Source organism: Bacillota bacterium (assembly GCA_029961055.1).
Lineage (GTDB): Bacteria > Bacillota > Sulfobacillia > JAIMAT01 > JAIMAT01 > JAIMAT01.
This window is the reverse complement of the sequence record JASBVM010000031.1, coordinates 25,453-44,047: the sequence shown is the minus strand read 5'-3', so window position 1 is coordinate 44,047 and position 18,595 is coordinate 25,453. Positions and strand designations below refer to the sequence as shown.

Genomic DNA, 18,595 nt, shown 5'->3' with positions numbered 1-18,595 from the left:
GCGACCTGATGGCGGAACAGCCTGCCGCGTACGGAATCCATGGAGAGGTCCGCGAACTCGAGATCCGGGCCGGCCGCGCCGACGTGCGGGTGCGCGCGGGCGATGCGTGGCGCCTGGACCTCCCGCCCCAGGCCGAGGTGTCCCAGGAGGGCTCCAGGGTCCGGATCCAGATGCCGCGGCGCGCAGGCCTCCTCTTCGCGGCCTTGCAGGCGGCGGAGCTGGAGGTGACGGTGCCCGCCACGCTCGCCGGCTACTACGTCCGGACCACGGGCGACGTGGGGCTGACCGGGTTGGCCGCCTCGGGGCGCGTCGAGGTGAAGGCCGGCGACGTGCGGGCGGACTCCTGCTCGGGGGAGCTGGTGATCCAGAGCGGCGCCGGCGACGTGGAGGTGGTCGGTCACCGCGGATCGCTCACCATCCAGAGCGGCGCCGGCGACATCGAGGTGCGGGACGGGACCCTCGAGACGCTGAAGCTCCGCTCGGGCGCCGGCGACGTCGACTGCGCGGCGCGCATCTCCCGGCAGGCGACGATCCATACCGGGGCGGGCAGCGTCACGCTTCGGCCCGAGACGGACGGTGACGCCGAGATCGAGGTGCAGTCGGGGTTCGGCGACATCTCGCTCCACCTGGACGGGGTCCGGGGCGGCCGTCTCGAGATGCAGACGGGGGCGGGAAGCATCGACGGAGACGTCGGGATCCGCTTCGGCCGCCGGGGCGGGATCGGCGTCCACTCGGCGGACGTCCTCGGCCCCGGGTCCGGGCGCATCCGGCTGACGACCGGTGCGGGCAGCATCCGGCTCCACGGCGAGCCGCGGGCGGCGGAGGCTGCGCCGGCTCGGCCGGCCGGGCCGCCGGGACCGGCCGCAGAGGCCGGGCCGACCGGACCACGGGCACCGGCTGCGCCCGCCAGGCGCTTCGGCGACGCCCGCGAGGTCCTGGAGGCCCTGGCCCGCGGCGAGATCACGACCGACGAGGCGGACCGCCTCCTGCGGGAGATGTAGGCCGAGGTCGCTCAGGCGCGTCCAGGCGTCCGGAGGGGTGGGCAGGCCCATGTCGGTCCTCAGGCACCGGAACTTCGCCGTCCTCTTTGCGGGCCAGCTGGTCTCGCAGGCCGGTGACAACCTCTTCGTCATCGCCCTGCCGTGGTACGTCTACACGCGCACGGGTTCGAAGGCCGCGCTGGCGCTGGCCGGTCTGGCGGCGACCCTGCCCCGCCTGGCCGGGCTGGTCACGGGCGTCTGGGTCGACCGCTGGCCCAAGCGCCGTACCATGATCGCCGCAGACGTCCTCCGCGGCCTCCTCTGCGTCGTCCTGTTCGGCGCGACGGCCGGGGCGGCCCCGGTGGCCGGCATCCTCGCCCTCGTCCTCGGCCTGCAGCTGGTGGGCGCCTTCGCCACGCCGGCGTTCGGCGCCTTCCTGCCACGGGTGGTGCCCGCCGGGGAGCTCCCGGCGGCCACGGGGCTCTTCCAGTCCGGCACGGCGCTGGCGCAGCTGGGCGGGATGCTGGCGGGCGGGGTGCTGGTGGACGTCCTCGGGGCGCCGCTCCTCTTCCTCTTGGACGGGATCTCGTTCCTGGTCTTCGCCGGCAGCCTGCTCTTCCTCCGGGTGGACGAGGCAGGTGGGACGGCGCGCGGCGCGGGCGGCCTGCTGGCCGAGTGGCTGGAGGGGTTCGGGGTCGTGGCCCGGTCCCGCATGGTCCGGCGCTTCCTCTTGGCGGCGATGGTGAGCAACTTCGCCCTGGCGCCGACGGACCTCCTTCTGACCGCCTGGGTCAGGGGGCCCCTCCACGGGAGCGCCTCGCTCCTCGGCGTGATGAGCGGCGGCTTCTTCGCCGGCATGATGGCCGGCGGGGTGCTCTTGGGCCGGCTGGCCAGGCGCCGGAGCACCAGGAGCCTGGTGGCGGCCGGCCTGCTGGCGGTCGGCGTCTTCTCCGCAGCCTTGGGGGCGTGGGCCGACGCCGTCTGGGGGACGGGGGCGACCGTCGGCGTCGGGGTGGGGGCCGGTCTCGCGAGCGGGGCGCTGTCCGCCTGGTTCTTGCGCGCCGTCCCCCAGGCGATGCTGGGCAGGATGACCGGCATCGTCAACGGGTTGAGCACCGCCATGGTGCCCCTGGGCGTGGCGGTCTTCGGCGCGCTCATGGTCCGTCTGCCGCTGCCGCTGCTCTGGCTCGTCCTCGGTGCCATCCCGGCGGCGGCGGGGCTCGGCCTGGTCGCCCCGGTGGAGGACGATCTGGAGCGGGTCGTGAACAGCCAGGCGCCCGGGGTCAGGCTGGCGGCTCTGGGCAGGAGCCGCCGGAACGGGACGTCCTCCTGGAGGCCGGCTCCGGACGGGGCGGGGCCAGGGCTGCCTGCTGCGGATGCCGCCGGGCCCGTGCCCACCCGGGCGGTGCGGTCCGGCGCCGCGGACTTGCGGGCGCGCCACGGCTTCCTCTGGCTGCGCCCGCCCTGCTGAGGCGACGGCGGAAGCCGCCGCTCATCACGCCGAGGAGCGAAGCGCTCCTGAGAGGCCTCACGAAGCCCAGGCGGTCGGAAAGGAGGTCCGTCGGCGCCAGGGCGAAGTTTAGCCATCGCCGCCCAGAGGAAGCAGGACCATGCAGGACTGGGCGCAACCCCGTCGCGACAGGCGAAACGGCATTCACGCAAAGCGTCAATGGAGAGGTCCAAGCGGACGAATCAGACGGGTTTCAACACAAGGCGTTGCAGGAAAAAGCTCAACCCCGCCGTATATGCCACGCCAATACCGGCTCAGCAGGCGCACAAGGGAGCAAGACCCTGGGCGCGGGCCCCGGTTAGAACAGCAGTTCCACATCGTTGGGAGGATGGTGACTTCATGCCTCACCTTCGCTGGAACCGCGCCTTCGGCGCCGCCGGCCTTCTCGCCGCCCTGCTGCTGGCGGCCGCCTGTGGGGGCGGCGCACAGTCGGCCAACGGCGGCGGGAATTCAGGGCTCCAGGTGATCCAGATCGCCACCCAGAGCCCGCTCTCCGGCGACGAGTCGGTGCAGGGGATCGCGCTCAAGAACGGCGCTGCGCTCAAGCTGAAGCAGGAGTACGACCAGTTCAAGGCGATGGGCTTCGACGTCCGGCTCGACCCGCAGGACGACAAGGGTGACCCCAACACGGGCGTGGCCAACGCCCAGAAGCTGGCGGCCGATCCGCAGGTGCTGGCGGTGGTCGGGCACCTCGACTCCGGCGTGATGATCCCCTCGGAGGCGCAGTACCATCCGGCCCAGCTGCCCATCGTCTCGCCGGCCAACACCAACCCCGACGTGACGAGCAAGTACAAGTACCCCGAGATCAGCCGGATCTGCGGCCGGGACGACGTCCAGGGACCCGTGGGCGCCATCTTCGCGAAGGACCAGCTGGGCGTGAAGACGGTCTTCGTCATCGACAACATCACGGCCTACGGGACCGGCGTGGCCAACGCCTTCAAGCAGAAGGCCCAGGAGCTGGGCCTGCAGGTGGTCGGCTCCCAGTCGGTGGACAAGAGCGAGACCGACTACTCCAACGTGCTCACCCAGATCCAGCAGAAGAAGCCCGACCTGGTCTACTACGGCGGTCTCTACCAGGGCTTCGCCCTGATGCTCAACCAGGCGGCGGCCAAGGGGATCCACACCAAGTGGATGGGACCGGACGGCGTCTTCTCCAACGGTCTCGTGGCCACGGCGAAGGAGAACGCGATCGGCGTCTACGCCACCTCGGTGGCGGCGCCCACCGACCTGACGCCCGGCGGGAAGCAGTTCATCGACGCCTACAAGGCGGAGTACGGCGACAACCCCGACCCCTACGCCATCTACGGCTATGACGCCATGGGCGTCGTCCTCCAGGGGCTGAAGGACGCCATCCAGAAGAATGGCGGCAAGCTCCCCACCCGGGCCCAGGTGCGCGATGCGATCCGGGCCATCAAGGACTACCAGGGTGCGCTGGTCAAGGTCGGCTTCGACGACATCGGCGACAACATGTACGCGGGCTACTACGTCTACCAGATCACCAGCGCCAACGCCTCCACGACCGGAGACGCCAAGCTGCTGGCCCAGTACGACCCGAAAGGCCATCGGGTCGGCCAGTAGGGGGATGAGGCCGGGCGGCCTGCGGGAGGAGGCCGGGCGACGTTCCGGCCCCCTTCCGCAGGCCCCCGGCGTGGTCCCCGCATCGACGGGGGATCGATGGGAGGCGATCGGTTCGCAATGTCCACCACACTGCAGACGCTGCCGCAGCTGGTGCTCGACGGGCTCGTGGTCGGCTTCGTCTACGCCCTGATCGCGGTCGGCTACACCATGGTCTACGGGGTGCTCAAGCTGATCAACTTCGCCCACGGGGACGTCTTCATGGTCGGCGCCTTCGTGGGCACCGAAGTGCTCCAGGCGCTCACCGCGGGCGGGCACCCGCTCTCGCCCTGGCTCCTTCTCCTGGCCGCGGTGGTCCCTGCCGCGGTGGTGACGGCGATATTGGGCGTGGGCATCGAGCGCATCGCCTATCGCCCGCTCCGGCACGCACCCACGCTGATCGTGCTGGTCTCCGCCATCGGCGTCTCCTTCGTCCTGGAAGATCTCGTCCGGCTGGTGGAGAGCATCCATCTGGGGAAGTTCGTCCTCCCCGTCCCCACCGTCTTCGCCACCGTCTACCGCTTTCACCTCGCCGGGCTGTCCAACCCCCTCACCCTCCGCCTGAACAGCATCGTGGTGGTGGTGGCCGCCATCCTCATGATGGTCGGGCTGACGCTCTTCGTGGGGCGGACGCGGCCGGGGAAGGCGATGCGCGCGGTGGCGGAGGATCAGGCCACGGCGGCGCTGCAGGGGGTCGACGTCAACGCCATCATCGCCCTCACCTTCCTGGTCGGGTCGGCCATGGGGGGCGCCGCCGGCGCGCTCTTCGCCACCCAGTACACCCTGGTGACGCCCTACATGGGCTTCCAGATCGGCATCAAGGCGTTCACCGCGGCCGTGGTGGGCGGGATCGGCAACATCCCCGGCGCCTTCCTGGGCGGGATCCTGCTCGGCGTGCTGGAACAGGTGGGCGGCGGCTTCATCGGCACGAAGTTCCAGAACGTGGTCGCCTTCAGCGTGCTGGTGCTGGTGCTGGTCCTGCTGCCGTCCGGCCTGCTGGGCGAGCGGGTCCAGGAGAGGACGTGAGGTCGTGGCCGAGATGCGCCGTTCCCTCGGACGCTACCGGCTGCCGCTTCCCGGCGGCCGCACCGGGCAGCTGGTGACGCTCGCCGCCTACCTGGCGCTGAGCACCTTCCTGCTGCAGGTCTTCCCGCAGTCGATCATCGCCTTTCTGCTCTTCCTGGCCAACCTGGCGCTGGTCTTCGGCGCCCGCGCGCTGCCCGCCGGCTGGCAGGTCGGCATCGCGGCGGTGGAGATGGCGGTCGTCTTCCCGCTGGTCGCCGGGGCCAACCCCTTCTTCGTCGGCGTCGCCACCACCGTCGCCATCTACGTGGCTCTGGCGCTCGGGCTCAACATCGTGGTCGGGCTGGCCGGGCTCCTCGACCTCGGCTACGTCGCCTTCTACGCCACCGGCTCCTACCTCTGGGCGATCTTCTCCACGGGCCAGGCGGCCCACTTCCTGCCCTTCATCCACGGGCCGCTGGGCGGCGGCTGGTTCTGGCCCTTCCTGCTCTTCGGGCTGGCCGTGGGGGCGCTGATGGGGACGGCGCTGGGCATCCCCGTGCTCCGCCTGCACGGCGACTACCTGGCCATCGTCACCCTCGGCTTCGGGGAGATCATCCGGCTCCTGGCGGCCGGGCTGAACAAGATCACCAACGGCTCCATCGGTCTCCCCGGGGTCCGGCCGCCCCAGCTCTTCTCGGTCCAGCTGGGGCAGCCCATCGACTACTACTTCATCACGCTGGTGCTGGTGGGCGTCATCATCCTGGTGGCCCAGCGCCTGGAGGAGTCGCGCATCGGGCGCGCCTGGACCGCCATGCGCGAAGACGAGCCGGCGGCGCGGGCCATGGGCATCCCCCTGGTCGCCACCAAGCTGCTCGCCTTCGCCTCCGGCGCCTCCTTCGCCGGCGTGATGGGCGTCATCTTCGCCGCCAAGCAGGGGTACGTCGACCCGACCAGCTTCACGTTCATGGAGTCGATCGGCGTCGTCGCCATGATCGTGCTGGGCGGCATGGGGAGTCTCCCGGGCGTCGCCCTGGGGGCTGCGATCGTCACGCTCCTCAACGTCCAGGTGCTGGGCGGTCTCTCGGACTGGCTCAACGGCCTGGGTGCGCGCTTCGGCTTCACGATCCCGCCGGAGCTGAACCCGGCGCAGTACCACCAGCTGGTCTTCGGCCTGATCCTGGTGGTGATGGCCATCCTGCGTCCCTCGGGCCTCATCCCGGCCCGCCGCCGCCACGTCCGGCTGACCGCGGCCGGCGCCGCGACGGCGGGCGGAGCGACCGCCCCGCTCGAGGCGGCCGGGGCGGTGCTGGCCGACCCGCCGGCGCCCGCGCCGGCCGGTTCGCGCCGGCCGGCCGCCGGCGCGGAGGCGCATCCCCGAGGCGGGCGCGGGCAGGAGGAGAGCCCCCAGGGGGCCGGGGAGGAGGTCCTCCTGGATGCCCGCGGCGTGACCAAGCGCTTCGGCGGACTGGTCGCCATCGACGCGGTGGACATGGTGATCCGGGAAGGGCAGATCCACAGCCTGATCGGGCCCAACGGGGCGGGGAAGACCACCTTCTTCAACATGATCACCGGGGTCTATCGGCCCGACGCGGGCCAGATCCTCTTCCAGGGGCGGCCCGTCGCCGGCCTCCAGCCGGAGGAGGTGGCGCTCCGCGGCATCAGCCGCACCTTCCAGAACATCCGCCTCTTCCGCGAGATGACGGCGCTGGAGAACGTGCTGGTCGGCCGCCACATCCATCTCCGCTCCGGCCTGGTGGACGTCCTCTTCCGCACCCCCCGCATGCGCCGGGAGGAGTCGGAGGCGGTCGACCGGGCGGCGGAGCTCCTCCGCTACGTCGGCCTGGCGGGTCTGGAGAACGAGCTGGCCCGGAACCTGCCCTACGGGAGCCAGCGACGGCTCGAGATCGCCCGCGCCCTCGCCTCGGAGCCGCGGCTGCTCCTGTTGGACGAGCCGGCGGCGGGCATGAACCCGCGCGAGACCGGCTCGCTCCTGGAGCTGATCGAGGAGCTCCGCTCGGGGATGGGGCTGACGATCCTGCTGATCGAGCACGACATGAAGGTGGTCATGAGCATCTCGGACGTGGTGACCGTCCTGGACCACGGCGCCAAGATCTGCGAGGGGACGCCCGACGAAGTGCGGCGAGACCCGCGGGTGATCGAGGCCTACCTCGGGCGGAGCGCGGGTTGAGGCGGCGGGCGAGATGAGGAGGTGGCGGGTCATCGCAAGGCGTCCTGTGCTCGAGTTGGAAGACGTCCATACGTTCTACGGTCCCATCGAGGCGCTGAAGGGGATCTCCCTGCAGGTGGGGGAGAGATCGTCACCCTCATCGGCTCCAACGGCGCGGGGAAGACGACCACGCTCCGCTCCATCTCCGGGACGGTCCAGCCCCGGCGCGGCCGCATCCTCTTCCTGGGGGAGCCGATCCAGAGCCTTCCGCCGCACCGGATCGCGGCGCTGGGCGTGGCCCACGTGCCGGAGGGGCGCCACGTCTTCGCCCGCCTGACGGTGCAGGAGAACCTGGAGATGGGCGCCTACCTGGTCCGGGACCGCGCGCAGATCCGCCGACGGCTGGAGTACGTCTACGCCATGTTCCCGCGGCTGGTGGAGCGGCGACGCCAGGCGGCCGGCACCATGTCCGGCGGCGAGCAGCAGATGCTGGCCATCGGCCGGGCCCTGATGAGCGGGCCGCGGCTGCTGCTGCTGGACGAGCCCTCCATGGGCCTCGCGCCGGTGCTGGTGGAGCAGATCTTCGAGACGATCCTGCAGCTGAAGCGGGACGGGATCACCATCCTCCTGGTGGAGCAGAACGCCAACCAGGCGTTGCGCGTCGCCGACCGCGGCTACGTGCTCCAGACGGGCCGGATCACCCTGGCCGACGAGGCCGCCCGGCTCCTGGACAACCCCGAGGTGCAGGAGATGTACCTGGGCGCCTGAAGGGGTGCGCGGGCAGGTGTCCGAGCCGGTGCCTGAGAAGGTGCCCGAGCGGGCGCCCGGACCGAGCGGGTGCCCCCATCCTGAGGGAAGGAAGGTGGAAGAGCCTTGTCCTTCTTCTCCGAGCGCTACCGGGAGATGACCCCCGGTTCGAGGCGGCTCTACGAGCGCGCGCGCCGCGTGACGCCGGGCGGCGTCAGCCACAACCTGCGCTACTTCGCCCCCTACCCGCTCTTCGTCGAGCGGGCGGACGGCGCCTACGTCTGGGACGTGGACGGCAACCGCTACGTCGATCTCTGGATGGGCCACTACGCCCACATCCTGGGCCACCGGCCGCGGCCGGTGATGGAGCGCTTCCTCGCCCAGGCGGCGGAGGGGGCGCACTGGGGGATCGTCCACCCGCTCCAGGTGGAGCTGGCGGAGACGCTGGTCCGGTTGCTTCCTGCCGCCGAGGAGGTCCGCTTCTGCGTCAGCGGGACGGAGGCGACCATGTACGCGGTCCGCCTCGCCCGGGCCTTCACCGGCAGGAAGGTGGTCCTCAAGGCCCGCGGCGGCTGGCACGGCGGCAACAGCGACCTGGCCCGGGCGGTCCACGCGCCCATGGAGCTGCCGGAGAGCGCGGGCCTGCCGCCGGGCGTGGACGAGGCGGTGGACGCCTTCTCGTACAACGACTTCGAGGACACCCGGCGCGCCGTGGAGCGGTACGGCTCGGAGCTGGCGGCGGTGATCCTCGAGCCGGTCCAGAACGCCTTCGTCCCGCCCGAGCCCGGGTACCTCCAGCGGGTCCGGGAGCTGACCGAGCGCGCCGGGGCCCTCCTCATCCTGGACGAGGTGATCACCGGCTTCCGCCTCGGCCTGACCGGCGCCCAGGGGCGCTACGGGGTGAGGCCCGACCTCTTCACGCTGGGGAAGGTGGTCGGCGGCGGCATGCCGGTGGCGGCGATCGCCGGGCGGCGAGAGATCCTGGAGCTGGCCAGCCCGACCAGCGGCCGCCGGAAGGGGGAGGCGGTCCTGGCGGGGGGCGGCACCTTCTCCGCCATGCCGGCGGCCATGGCGGCCGGCTTGGCCATGGTCCGCCACCTGGAGGAGCGCGCGCCGGCGCTCTACGAGGAGCTGGAGGCGAAGGGGGAGCGCCTCCGCCGCGGCCTCGAGGAAGCCTTCGCCGCCGCCGGCCTCCCGGCGCGCGTCTTCGGCGTCGGCTCGCTCTTCTCGGTGGCCTTCCCCGACCCGCCCGAGGCCGAGATCCGGAACAACGAGGACGTGGAGCGGAGGACGGACCTCTTCCGCCGCGACCACGCGTTCCGCCTGGGCATGCTCGCCCATGGGGTCTACCTGGTCAACGGGGGCGGCGCGCTCTCGGCGGCGCACGGCGAGGAGGAGATCGAGCGGGTGGTGGAGGCGGCCGCCCGGGTGGCCGAGGAGATGGTGCTCCACGGCGAGTAGCCGGAGCCGGCGGGGCGGGGGAGACCGCAAGGGAACGGGGCGGCGTCCGGCCAATACTCCCTCTCAAATCAGGGCAGGCGGGCCGAGCCGAGCCGGCCCGGCGCCCAGGGGGTGCCCGCGCATGGCCCAGGAAGGCAAGGTCTGGTCGTTTCGCCTGACCACGCTCTCGCTCGCCCTCATCCCCGTGGCGGTGGGGATCAACTACGTGGGCAAGCTCTTCGCCGCCACCCTCAAGCTTCCGCTCTGGCTGGACTCCGTCGGCACCATCCTCTCCGGCATGCTGGCCGGGCCCTGGATCGGCGCCCTCTCCGGAGCCGTCAACAACGCGATCTACGGCCTGACCGCGGACCCCGTCTCCTTCTGGTACCTGATCACGAGCCTCGGCATCGGCCTTGCCGCCGGCTACCTGGCCTTCGCCGGCTGGATCCGGACGCCGGCCCGGGCGCTGGTGACCGGCCTGATCGTGGCCGCGGTGGCGGCGGTCGTCTCCACGCCGATCAACGTCCTCCTCTGGCACGGCCAGACCGGCAACGTCTGGGGGGACGCGATCTACGCCGTCCTGGTCCGGTCGGGCTGGCCGGTCTGGCTGGCTTCCTTCGTCGATGAGGCGGCGGTCGACCTGCCCGACAAGGTGGTGACGGTCTTCGTCGCCTACCTGGTCTACCGGGCCCTGCCGGAGCGCTTCGTCCGGTCGTTCGGACCGGTCCGCGAGATCGAGCGGCTGTGAGGGCGCGCGGCTCGAGCCTCTACGTCCCCGGCGACAGCTGGCTCCACCGGCTCGACCCCCTGACCAAGCTGGGGCTGGCGCTGGCGGCCGTGGCGCTGGTCTTCGTGCTGCCGGCCCCGCCGGCCAGTCTCGGCCTGTGGCTCCTTCTGGCGGCGGTCCTGGGCTCGGCCGGCCTCCTGCGCGCGCTCCTGCCCGTCCTGGCCGGCGCCGGTTTCCTGGCGGTGACGTTCTTCGTCGTCCAGGGGCTGGTCTACCCGGGCAACCTCCACCCCGTCCTCCGGGCCGGGCCGCTCGTCCTCTACCGCGAGGGGCTCCTCCTCGGGCTCCTCCTGGCGCTCCGCCTCTTCGACATCCTGACCGCGACCGCCCTCCTGGTGATGGCGACGCGGCCCTCGGACCTGGTGGAGGCGCTGGTCCGGCGCGGTCTCTCGCCGCGCCTGGGCTACGTGATCGTGGCGGTGCTGCAGGTGATCCCGGCCATGGTGGCCACCGCCTCCACCATCCTCGACGCGCAGCGCTCGCGCGGCATGGAGACGGAAGGAAGCCTCGCCGTCCGCCTCCGCGCCCTGCTTCCTCTCGTCACGCCGCTCGTCACCGGCTCGCTCCTCGCCGCCCACGAGCGCGCGCTGGCGCTGGAGGTGCGCGGCTTCTCCGCCCGGGGCCCGCGGACGTTCCTGCGCGAGGAAGCGGTGGGGCGCGGGGCGCTCCTCCTCCGCGGCCTGGCGGCGCTCTTCCTTCTCCTGGCGCTCCTGCTGCGGGTGGCGGGCGGGGTGGGCCGATGGCCGTAGAGGCCGTGGTCGAGGTCCGCGACCTCCGCTACCGGTACCCGGGCGCCGCGAAGCCGGCGCTCGACGGCGTCAGCCTCCAGCTCCGCCGCGGCGAGGTGGTCGGCCTGATCGGCCCCACCGGCGCCGGCAAGTCGACGCTCTGCCAGGCGCTGGTGGGGCTGGTGCCGCAGTTCTACCGGGGTGCCGTGGGCGGCAGCGTCCGCCTCCTCGGGCGTGACGCCCAGACCACGCCCGTCGCCGAACTCAGCCGCCACGCCGGCCTCGTCTTCCAGAATCCCTTCACCCAGATCACCGGCGCCCGCTTGACCGTCTACGAGGAAGTCGCCTTCGGCCTCGAGAACGCGGGCATCCCCCGCGAGGCCATGCGCCGGCGGATCGACCGGGTGCTGCGCCTGCTCGGCCTCGACCGCCTGGCCGAGCGCAACCCCTTCACCCTTTCGGGCGGCCAGATGCAGCGCCTGGCCATCGCCTCGGTGCTGGTCCTGGAGCCCGAGGTGCTGGTGCTGGACGAGCCCACCTCCCAGCTCGACCCCGCCGGGACGCGCGAGGTTTTCGAGGCGCTGGAGACCATCCGCCGCGGCGGGACCACCGTGCTCATCGCCGAGCAGAAGGTCGAGCGCCTGGCCGCCTGGGCCGACCGGCTGCTCCTCCTCGACGCGGGGCGGCTGGTGGCGGAGGGGAGTCCCCGCCAGCTCTTCTCCCGCGAGGACCTGGAGGCGCGGGGCGTCGCCCGCCCACCGGTGACCGCCGCCTGCCGGGCCCTGGGCTGGCGCGCGCGGGACGGGCTCTACCCGGTGACGGTGGAGGAGGCGGCGGACCTGGGAAGGGAGGTTCTGGGCGAGGCTCCGGCAGCCGGCGCCGGCGCCGGCGCCGCCGGCGTTTCCCGTGCGGGTCCCGCCGGGGCCGGGGAGGCGCGGGCGGGGGAGGGCCAGCCGGACGGCTCCGGCCTGGTCATCCGGCTCCGCGGCCTCCGCTTCCATTACGACCCGTCCGAGCCCGTCCTCGACGGCCTCGAACTGGAGTTCGGCCCCGGCGCCACCGCGCTCGTCGGCCAGAACGGCGCCGGCAAGTCGACGCTCCTCCGCCTCCTCAACGGTCTCCTCAAGCCGGTGGCCGGGACGGTGGAGGTGGGGGGCGTCGACACGCGCACCACCACCGTCGCCCGCCTGGCCCGCCGGGTCGGCCTCGTCTTCCAGAACCCCTCGGACCAGCTGTTCAAGCCCCGGGTCCTGGACGAGGTGATGTTCGGCCCGCTCAACCTGGGCGTGGCGCCTTCCGAGGCCCGCCGCCGCGCCCGCGACGCGCTGGCCTCCCTGGGCCTGGAGTGGGCGGCCGAGCTCAACCCCTACGACCTCGGCCTCGGGGAGCAGAAGCTGGTCGCCATCGCCTCGGTCCTCGCCATGGAGACGCCCGCCCTGCTCCTGGACGAGCCGACCATCGGCCAGGACTTCCGCGGGCTCGAACGGCTGTTCGCCCTGATCGGGGGGCTGGTCCGGGCGGGGCGGACCGTGCTGCTCGTCAGCCACGACATGGAGTTCGTGGCCCGCTGCGCGCAGCGGGTGGTGGTGCTCCACCGGGGCCGGGTGCTGGCCGACGGCTCCGCCGAGGCGCTGCTGGGCGAGGCGGAGCTCCTGGCCCGGGCCGGCCTGGAGCCGCCCCAGCCGGCGATCCTGGGCGCGCGGCTCGGGCTCGCGGCGCCGACGCCGACCGTGGCCCGGCTGGTGGAGGAGGTGACGGGCCTCCTGCGCGGTGGAGGGCGCCCCGGGCATGTCTCTCCTGGAAAAGGTCCGTGTCCCGGGAGAGGCCAAGGTGGGGGGTAGGGGACGGTGTCGCCGCCCGGGGGGCTCTGCGGCGACCATGCCCGGTAGCGGGTTCCTTCGTCCGTCTTCCGCATACCCGTGGGTGGCCGGCGGCCGAAACCAGCACCCGTCGAGCGATCCTGGCCTTTACCACCCACGTCTTCCTCACCCGGCGGTGGCCCCCGCTTCGTTGGAAGCGATGCCGCGGGGCGCCGGGGAACGCCGCGGGGCGCCCCGAAGGGAACCGCACAACCTGCGCCGCGTTCCAAGGCGAAACGGGCTTGCTGCGGGAGGAAAGAGACGGAAAGTGTCCAATCAGCGCTTGTACGCCACGTCGTCCATCCGGGAGGGATGCGCGCTTGCTCCGACACGCCCGTCTTGCGGGGGTCGTCCTCGTCGCCGCGGCGCTCCTCGCCGCCTCGTGCGGCGGCCAGGGCGGATCGAAGCCCTCGTCCTCTGCGTCCCCGGCTTCGTCCTCCTCGAGTTCCGCCGGAGCCTCCGGGGGCACCATCAAGATCGGCTTCATCACCTCCGAGACCGGCTCGCAGGCCGCCTTCGGCCAGGCGCATATACGCGGCTACGAGATCGCGCTCGAAGAGATCAACGCCAAGGGCGGTGTGCTCGGCAAGAAGATCGAGCTGGACAAGTGCGACGACACGTCCAAGCCCGACCAGGCGGTCCAGTGCGTCTCCAAGCTGGTCGACCAGGACCACGTGCCGCTCATCATGGGGTCCTACTCGAGCGAGAGCACGTACGCGATCGTCCCGGTCATGACCCAGAAGCAGATCCCCCTGATCATCCCGACCGCGGTCGCGGACAACGTGATGCAGAGCGGCTCGCCCTGGATCTTCCGCATCTGCGCCGGGTCGGGCGACTACGCGCGGGCCATGGTCGACTTCCTCAAGCATAACGGCGATCCCAAGACCATGGCGATCATCTACGAGAACACCAACTTCGGGCAGTCCAACGACAAGTCCATGCGGAAGGCGGCGGCCGACGGGGGCATCCGGGTGATCGACGAGGAAGGGTACAACGCCGGCTCCCCCGACTACAAGGCGATGCTCCAGAAGGTGAAGGCGAAGCATCCGGACGCCATCTACTTCGCCAGCTACCTCCTCGACGCGGTGACGCTGATGCACCAGGCGCGCCAGGTGGACCTGAACGCGAAGTACTTCACGGCGGCCGGCACCGGCTTCAGCGCGGCCGAGTTCCCGACGCCGGACAAGGGTGCCGGGAAGGACGCCGAGTACACCTTCTCGGTCAACCAGTGGCTGCCGGACGTCAGCTGGCCCGGCGCCAAGGAGTTCGACCAGAAGTTCTTCGCGAAGTACGGCTCGCACCCGGCCTACCACGCCACCGAGGCGTACGCCTCGCTTTACGCGGCGGCGGCGGCCATCGAGAAGGCCGGCTCGCTCGACCCGGCCAAGATCCAGCAGGCGTTGCACCAGATCGACATCCAGACGGCCTTCGGTCCGGTCCGCTTCGGCGAGAGCGGCCAGAACCCGCACCCGGTCCTGATCTCGCAGGTGCAGAACGGGAAGTTCGCAACCGTCTGGCCGACCGACGCGGCTTCGGCCAAGCCGATCTACCCGACGCCGGCCTGGAACCAGCGCTGACGCGCGGGCCGAGGAGAGTGGGTGGCGCCGGCGGAAGGGGTCCGGAGCGCCACCCGCTTCCTCTGTGGTTCGGGAAGGAAGGCGCGGGCGTGCGAGGGAGGCGTTGACGGCGTCGATGACGACAAGGCGATGGATCGGCCTCTTCCTGCTGGCCCTCGGAGTCGGCTACCTTCTCGACGCGCTCGGGGTCTGGGACTTCGGCGTGGTCTTCCGAACCTACTGGCCGTCGGCCGTCGTCCTCTTCGGCCTCGTCCAGTTGGTGACGCGGCCAGCCTCGCGAGGGTTGTCGCTCATCCTGATCGCCGTCGGCCTCTACCTGCAGGTCGACGCGCTGCACCTCCTGGGCGTCGACGTGGGCCGCCTCTTCTGGGCGGCGGTCCTGGTCGTCGCCGGGCTCTGGCTGCTGGCGGGGCGCGGGGGGTCGCGCCGATGGGCCGGCCTCGCGCTCGACACGGTGGACCTGATCGGCTTCTTCGGAAGCACCGAAACCCCGATCCTGTCGCAGGCGTTTCGGGGAGGCAGCGTGACCGCGATCTTCGGAGGCTCGGTGCTGGATCTCCGCCGCGCCCGGCTCGCCGCCGAGGGGGCGGAGATGGACCTGGTGGCCGTCTTCGGCAGGGTCAGGCTCCTGGTTCCGGAATCGTGGCGGGTGGTGGCCGACGGGCTCCAGGTCTTCGGAGGGTGGCGGAACGAGACCCGTCTCGCCGACCAGCCGGGGACCGCCGGTGCCACGCTGCGGGTGACCTGCTTCCCGGTCTTCGGCCGGATCGTGATCCAGAACTGAGAAGCACCCGGCGGGACGGAGACTCCGAGCCGGGCGCGGGGGAGGCGGGCGTTTGGTCATCCTTCAGACCGTGCTCAACGGGCTGTTGACCGGCGGGCTCTACGCGCTGATCGGCATCGGCATGGCGGTCGTCTTCGGCGTCATGCGCATCGTCAACTTCGCGCACGGCGCGCTGGTCATGGTCGGGATGTACGCGGCCTACTTCGCCTTCACGCTCCTGGGCATCAACCCCTACTGGGGCTGGCTCCTCGCGGCGCTGGCGCTCTTCGCCCTCGGCTGGCTCCTCTACCGGGGGCTGGTCCGGCCGGTGATGGGCCAGTCCGACTTCATGCAGATCCTGCTCACCACCGGGATCTGGCTGGCGCTGGTGGACCTGGCGCAGCTCCTCTTCGGCGCGGACTACCGCCAGATCAACCTCGCCATGGCCAACGCCGTCGTCCGCGTCGGGACGCTCCGGCTGAGCGCGGGCTATCTCCTCTCCTTCGCCGTGGCGGCGGTGGTGATCGGCCTCGTCTACGTCGTGCTCTACCGCACGGAGCTGGGGCGGGACATCCGCGCGGTGGCGCAGAACCGCGACGTGGCGCCGCTGATGGGGATCGACGTGGAGCGGGTCTCGGCGGCCGCCTTCGGCCTGGGGGCGGCCTGCGCCGGCGCCGGCGGGGCGCTCCTCCTGCCCCTCTTCTACCTCTACCCGACGGTGGGCGACCCGCTGCTGCTCCGCTCCTTCGTGATGGTGGTCCTGGGCGGCATGGGCAGCGTGGAGGGGGCGGCGCTGGGCGGCCTCATCCTGGGCGTGGCGGAGGGCCTGACCGGCTACTTCTGGACCGACAGCTACTCGCAGGTGGTCGACTTCGTCCTCTTCCTGGCCATCCTCCTGCTGCGGCCGAGCGGGCTGCTGGGGAGGCAGCGGGCATGAGCGGCGGGCGGCGGCGGCTCTACCTGGGCAGCCTGGTGGCCTTGCTGTTGCTGCTGCTCGTCCCCTTCGGGGTGCAGAACAGCTACTACCTCCAGGTCCTCTTCCGCATCTTCGTCTTCGCGGCGCTCGGCCTGGCCTGGAACCTGGTGGGCGGCTACGCGGGGCAGCTGAGCCTCGGACACGTGGCCTACTTCGGCGTGGGCGCCTACGCCTTCACCCTGCTCGTCCGGGACCTCCACTGGAACCCGTGGTGGAGCGTGCTGGGCGGGGTGGGCTTCTCGGTGGTGGCCGCTCTCCTGATCGGCTCGATCACCTTCCGCCTGCGCGGCCCCTACTTCACGCTGGCGACCATCGCCACGGCGGAGATCCTCCGCCTGCTCGTCCTCAACCTGAAGGACCTGACCGGGGGCGCCGTCGGCCTGCCCACGCCGGCCCTCTTCGCCGGCGCGTCGACCGACCGGGCCTTCTACGCGGCGGCGGTGCTGCTGGCGGCGGTGGCCTACGCCCTCAACCTCTGGGCGGACCGCTCCCGCTTCGGCTACTACCTGATGGCCATCCGCGAAGACGAGGACACGGCCATGGCGGTGGGCGTCAACCCGGCGCGGACCAAGCTGCTGGCGCTGCTGCCGAGCGCCGCCATCACCTCGCTGGCGGGCTCGCTCTACGCCAGCTCGTTCCACTACATCCAGGCCGACTACATCTTCTCCATCGACATCTCGAACCAGGCGGCCATCGTGGCCATGCTGGGAGGCGCCGGCACCGCCCTCGGGCCGGTGCTCGGCTCGGTCATCCTGACCACCGCCTCCGAGCTCTTCAAGGAAGTCTTCCAGACGGCGCACCTCCTGATCTACGGGATCCTGATCATCCTCGTCGTCCTCTTCCTGCCCGGGGGGGTGATCGGCTTCTTCGGGAGGCGGAGCCGGCGGCGCGCGCAGAGGGAGCCCGGCCCCTTCGCCGGAAGCCTGAGTGGGGAGGAGGGATCGCCACGCCATTCCTCGAGCTCGAGCACGTGACGAAGCGCTTCGGCGGCCTCGTCGCCACCCACGACGTCAGCTTCACCGTCGAGCGGGGCGAGGTGGTCTTCATCATCGGGCCCAACGGGGCCGGGAAGACGACGCTCTTCAACCTGATCACCGGCTACCTCCGTCCGGACGCCGGCGTGATCCGCTTCCGCGGCCTGCCGATCCAGGGGCTGCCCCCCTACCGGATCACGGCCATGGGGGTGGGGCGCACCTTCCAGATCCCGAAGCCGCTGGCCCACCTGAGCGTGGTCGAGAACGTGATGCTGGGCGCCTTCCTGCGCGCCGGCACCTACGCGGAGGCGGAGCGGCGGGCGCTGGAGGTCCTGGAACGGCTGGAGATGCGGGAGCTGGCCCGGGTGGAGGCGGGCAGCCTGCCCGTCGCCTCGCTCAAGCGGCTGGAGGTGGCCCGGGCGCTGGCCACCGGCGCGGAGCTCCTCCTCCTGGACGAGGTGGTGGCGGGGCTGAGCCCCGCCGAGGCCGACGCCTTCGTCGGCATCCTGCGCCGCCTCCCCGAGATGGGCGTCACCGCCGTGGGCGGGGTGGAGCACATCATGCGCGTGGTCGTCTCCATCGCCGACCGTGTCATCGTCCTCGACCACGGGACGCGGCTCGCCGCCGGCCGCCCCGAGGAAGTGGTCCGCGACCCGGCCGTCGTCGAGGCCTACCTCGGCACCAAGTTCGCCCGGAGGGAGGAAGCGCCGTGACCCTCTCGACTCCGACCCCGCCCCCGTCGGCGACCTCGCGGCCGGGCCCGCTCCTCTCGGTGCGCGGCGTCACCGCCTTCTACGACGAGTTCCAGGCGCTCTGGGGCGTCGACCTGGAGGTGCGCGAGGGCGAGGTGGTGACGCTCCTGGGCGCCAACGGCGCCGGCAAGACGACCACGCTCCGGGTCATCTCCGGCCTCCTCCGCCCGCCCTCGGGCGGCGTTCGCTTCGCGGGCCGGGAGATCACGGGCCTTCCTGCCCACCGCATCGTCGAGCTGGGCATCGCCCACGTCCCCGAGGGGCGGCAGCTCTTCCCGCAGATGAGCGTGGAGGAGAACCTGCTCCTCGGCGGCCGCATCGCGCGGGTCCGCCCGCGGCGCCAGGCCAACCTCGAGCGGATGGTGGACCTCTTCCCGATCCTGGGCGAGCGGCGGCACCAGGCGGCCGGCACCCTCTCCGGCGGCGAGCAGCAGATGCTGGCCATCGCCCGGGCGCTCATGTCGGAGCCGCGGCTCCTCCTCCTGGACGAGCCGTCGCTCGGCCTCGCCCCCCGGGTGACCGAGGAAGTCTTCGCCACCGTCCGCTCCATCGCCGCCCGCGGCGTCACCGTCCTGCTCGTCGAGCAGAACGTGCTCGAGGCGCTGGAGATCTCGGACCGGGGCTACGTCATCGAGCACGGGCGGATCGTCCGTTCCGGCCCGGCCGCCGAGCTGGCCGGCGACCCGGGCATCCGGGAGGCGTACCTGGGGTTGTAG

15 protein-coding genes and 1 pseudogene are annotated in these 18,595 nt (G+C 72.0%); all 16 read left to right on the top strand.

Annotation, left to right across the window (positions count from 1 at the left end; translation table 11 throughout):
* Positions 1-1,001 (top strand): DUF4097 family beta strand repeat-containing protein (locus tag QJR14_08220; GenBank protein ID MDI3317582.1); only part of this gene is annotated, 1,001 nt, incomplete at its 5' end.
* Positions 1,002-1,050: 49 nt separating this feature from the next.
* Complete coding sequence (locus QJR14_08215; GenBank protein MDI3317581.1) at positions 1,051-2,451, top strand: MFS transporter; 1,401 nt, start codon at positions 1,051-1,053, stop codon at positions 2,449-2,451.
* Between the two features lie 378 nt (positions 2,452-2,829).
* On the top strand, positions 2,830-4,068 hold the full coding sequence (locus QJR14_08210; protein MDI3317580.1) for a branched-chain amino acid ABC transporter substrate-binding protein: 1,239 nt from the start codon (positions 2,830-2,832) through the stop codon (positions 4,066-4,068).
* A gap of 117 nt (positions 4,069-4,185) precedes the next feature.
* Positions 4,186-5,130, top strand: a complete 945-nt coding sequence (locus QJR14_08205; protein MDI3317579.1) for a branched-chain amino acid ABC transporter permease — start codon at positions 4,186-4,188, stop codon at positions 5,128-5,130.
* 13 nt (positions 5,131-5,143) lie between these two features.
* Entirely contained in the window at positions 5,144-7,297 is a 2,154-nt protein-coding gene (locus QJR14_08200; GenBank protein MDI3317578.1) for an ATP-binding cassette domain-containing protein, read from the top strand.
* A 13-nt stretch (positions 7,298-7,310) separates the two neighbouring features.
* Positions 7,311-8,044 (top strand): annotated as a pseudogene (locus QJR14_08195) (ABC transporter ATP-binding protein).
* Between the two features lie 105 nt (positions 8,045-8,149).
* Entirely contained in the window at positions 8,150-9,484 is a 1,335-nt protein-coding gene (locus QJR14_08190; protein MDI3317577.1) for an aminotransferase class III-fold pyridoxal phosphate-dependent enzyme, read from the top strand.
* 121 nt (positions 9,485-9,605) lie between these two features.
* Positions 9,606-10,211, top strand: coding sequence for an ECF transporter S component (locus QJR14_08185; protein ID MDI3317576.1), 606 nt, complete (start codon positions 9,606-9,608; stop codon positions 10,209-10,211).
* Positions 10,208-10,999 (top strand): energy-coupling factor transporter transmembrane component T, encoded by a 792-nt coding sequence (locus tag QJR14_08180; GenBank protein ID MDI3317575.1) that lies wholly within the window; start codon positions 10,208-10,210, stop codon positions 10,997-10,999. The genes QJR14_08185 and QJR14_08180 overlap by 4 nt, the downstream gene beginning before the upstream one ends.
* Entirely contained in the window at positions 10,990-12,819 is a 1,830-nt protein-coding gene (locus QJR14_08175) for an ABC transporter ATP-binding protein (protein MDI3317574.1), read from the top strand. The genes QJR14_08180 and QJR14_08175 overlap by 10 nt, the downstream gene beginning before the upstream one ends.
* Before the next feature lie 338 nt (positions 12,820-13,157).
* A complete protein-coding gene (locus QJR14_08170) occupies positions 13,158-14,414 on the top strand; it encodes an ABC transporter substrate-binding protein (GenBank protein MDI3317573.1) in 1,257 nt (418 codons plus the stop codon).
* Positions 14,415-14,529: 115 nt separating this feature from the next.
* Complete coding sequence (locus QJR14_08165) at positions 14,530-15,198, top strand: DUF5668 domain-containing protein (protein MDI3317572.1); 669 nt, start codon at positions 14,530-14,532, stop codon at positions 15,196-15,198.
* A gap of 52 nt (positions 15,199-15,250) precedes the next feature.
* On the top strand, positions 15,251-16,114 hold the full coding sequence (locus QJR14_08160) for a branched-chain amino acid ABC transporter permease (protein MDI3317571.1): 864 nt from the start codon (positions 15,251-15,253) through the stop codon (positions 16,112-16,114).
* Positions 16,111-17,127: a branched-chain amino acid ABC transporter permease gene (locus QJR14_08155; protein ID MDI3317570.1), complete on the top strand. Its 1,017-nt coding sequence runs from the start codon at positions 16,111-16,113 to the stop codon at positions 17,125-17,127. The genes QJR14_08160 and QJR14_08155 overlap by 4 nt, the downstream gene beginning before the upstream one ends.
* On the top strand, positions 17,124-17,840 hold the full coding sequence (locus QJR14_08150; protein ID MDI3317569.1) for an ABC transporter ATP-binding protein: 717 nt from the start codon (positions 17,124-17,126) through the stop codon (positions 17,838-17,840). The genes QJR14_08155 and QJR14_08150 overlap by 4 nt, the downstream gene beginning before the upstream one ends.
* Positions 17,841-17,899: 59 nt before the next feature.
* Complete coding sequence (locus QJR14_08145) at positions 17,900-18,595, top strand: ABC transporter ATP-binding protein (GenBank protein ID MDI3317568.1); 696 nt, start codon at positions 17,900-17,902, stop codon at positions 18,593-18,595.

What these genes read in the sequence shown, in the direction of transcription:
- QJR14_08215 (MDI3317581.1), top strand. Translation starts at nt 1,051, where the DNA reads ATGTCGGTCCTCAGGCACCGGAACTTCGCCGTCCTCTTTGCGGGCCAG.
- QJR14_08210 (MDI3317580.1), top strand. Translation starts at nt 2,830, where the DNA reads ATGCCTCACCTTCGCTGGAACCGCGCCTTCGGCGCCGCCGGCCTTCTC.
- QJR14_08205 (MDI3317579.1), top strand. Translation starts at nt 4,186, where the DNA reads ATGTCCACCACACTGCAGACGCTGCCGCAGCTGGTGCTCGACGGGCTC.
- QJR14_08200 (MDI3317578.1), top strand. Translation starts at nt 5,144, where the DNA reads ATGCGCCGTTCCCTCGGACGCTACCGGCTGCCGCTTCCCGGCGGCCGC.
- QJR14_08185 (MDI3317576.1), top strand. Translation starts at nt 9,606, where the DNA reads ATGGCCCAGGAAGGCAAGGTCTGGTCGTTTCGCCTGACCACGCTCTCG.
- QJR14_08175 (MDI3317574.1), top strand. Translation starts at nt 10,990, where the DNA reads ATGGCCGTAGAGGCCGTGGTCGAGGTCCGCGACCTCCGCTACCGGTAC.
- QJR14_08165 (MDI3317572.1), top strand. Translation starts at nt 14,530, where the DNA reads ATGACGACAAGGCGATGGATCGGCCTCTTCCTGCTGGCCCTCGGAGTC.
- QJR14_08155 (MDI3317570.1), top strand. Translation starts at nt 16,111, where the DNA reads ATGAGCGGCGGGCGGCGGCGGCTCTACCTGGGCAGCCTGGTGGCCTTG.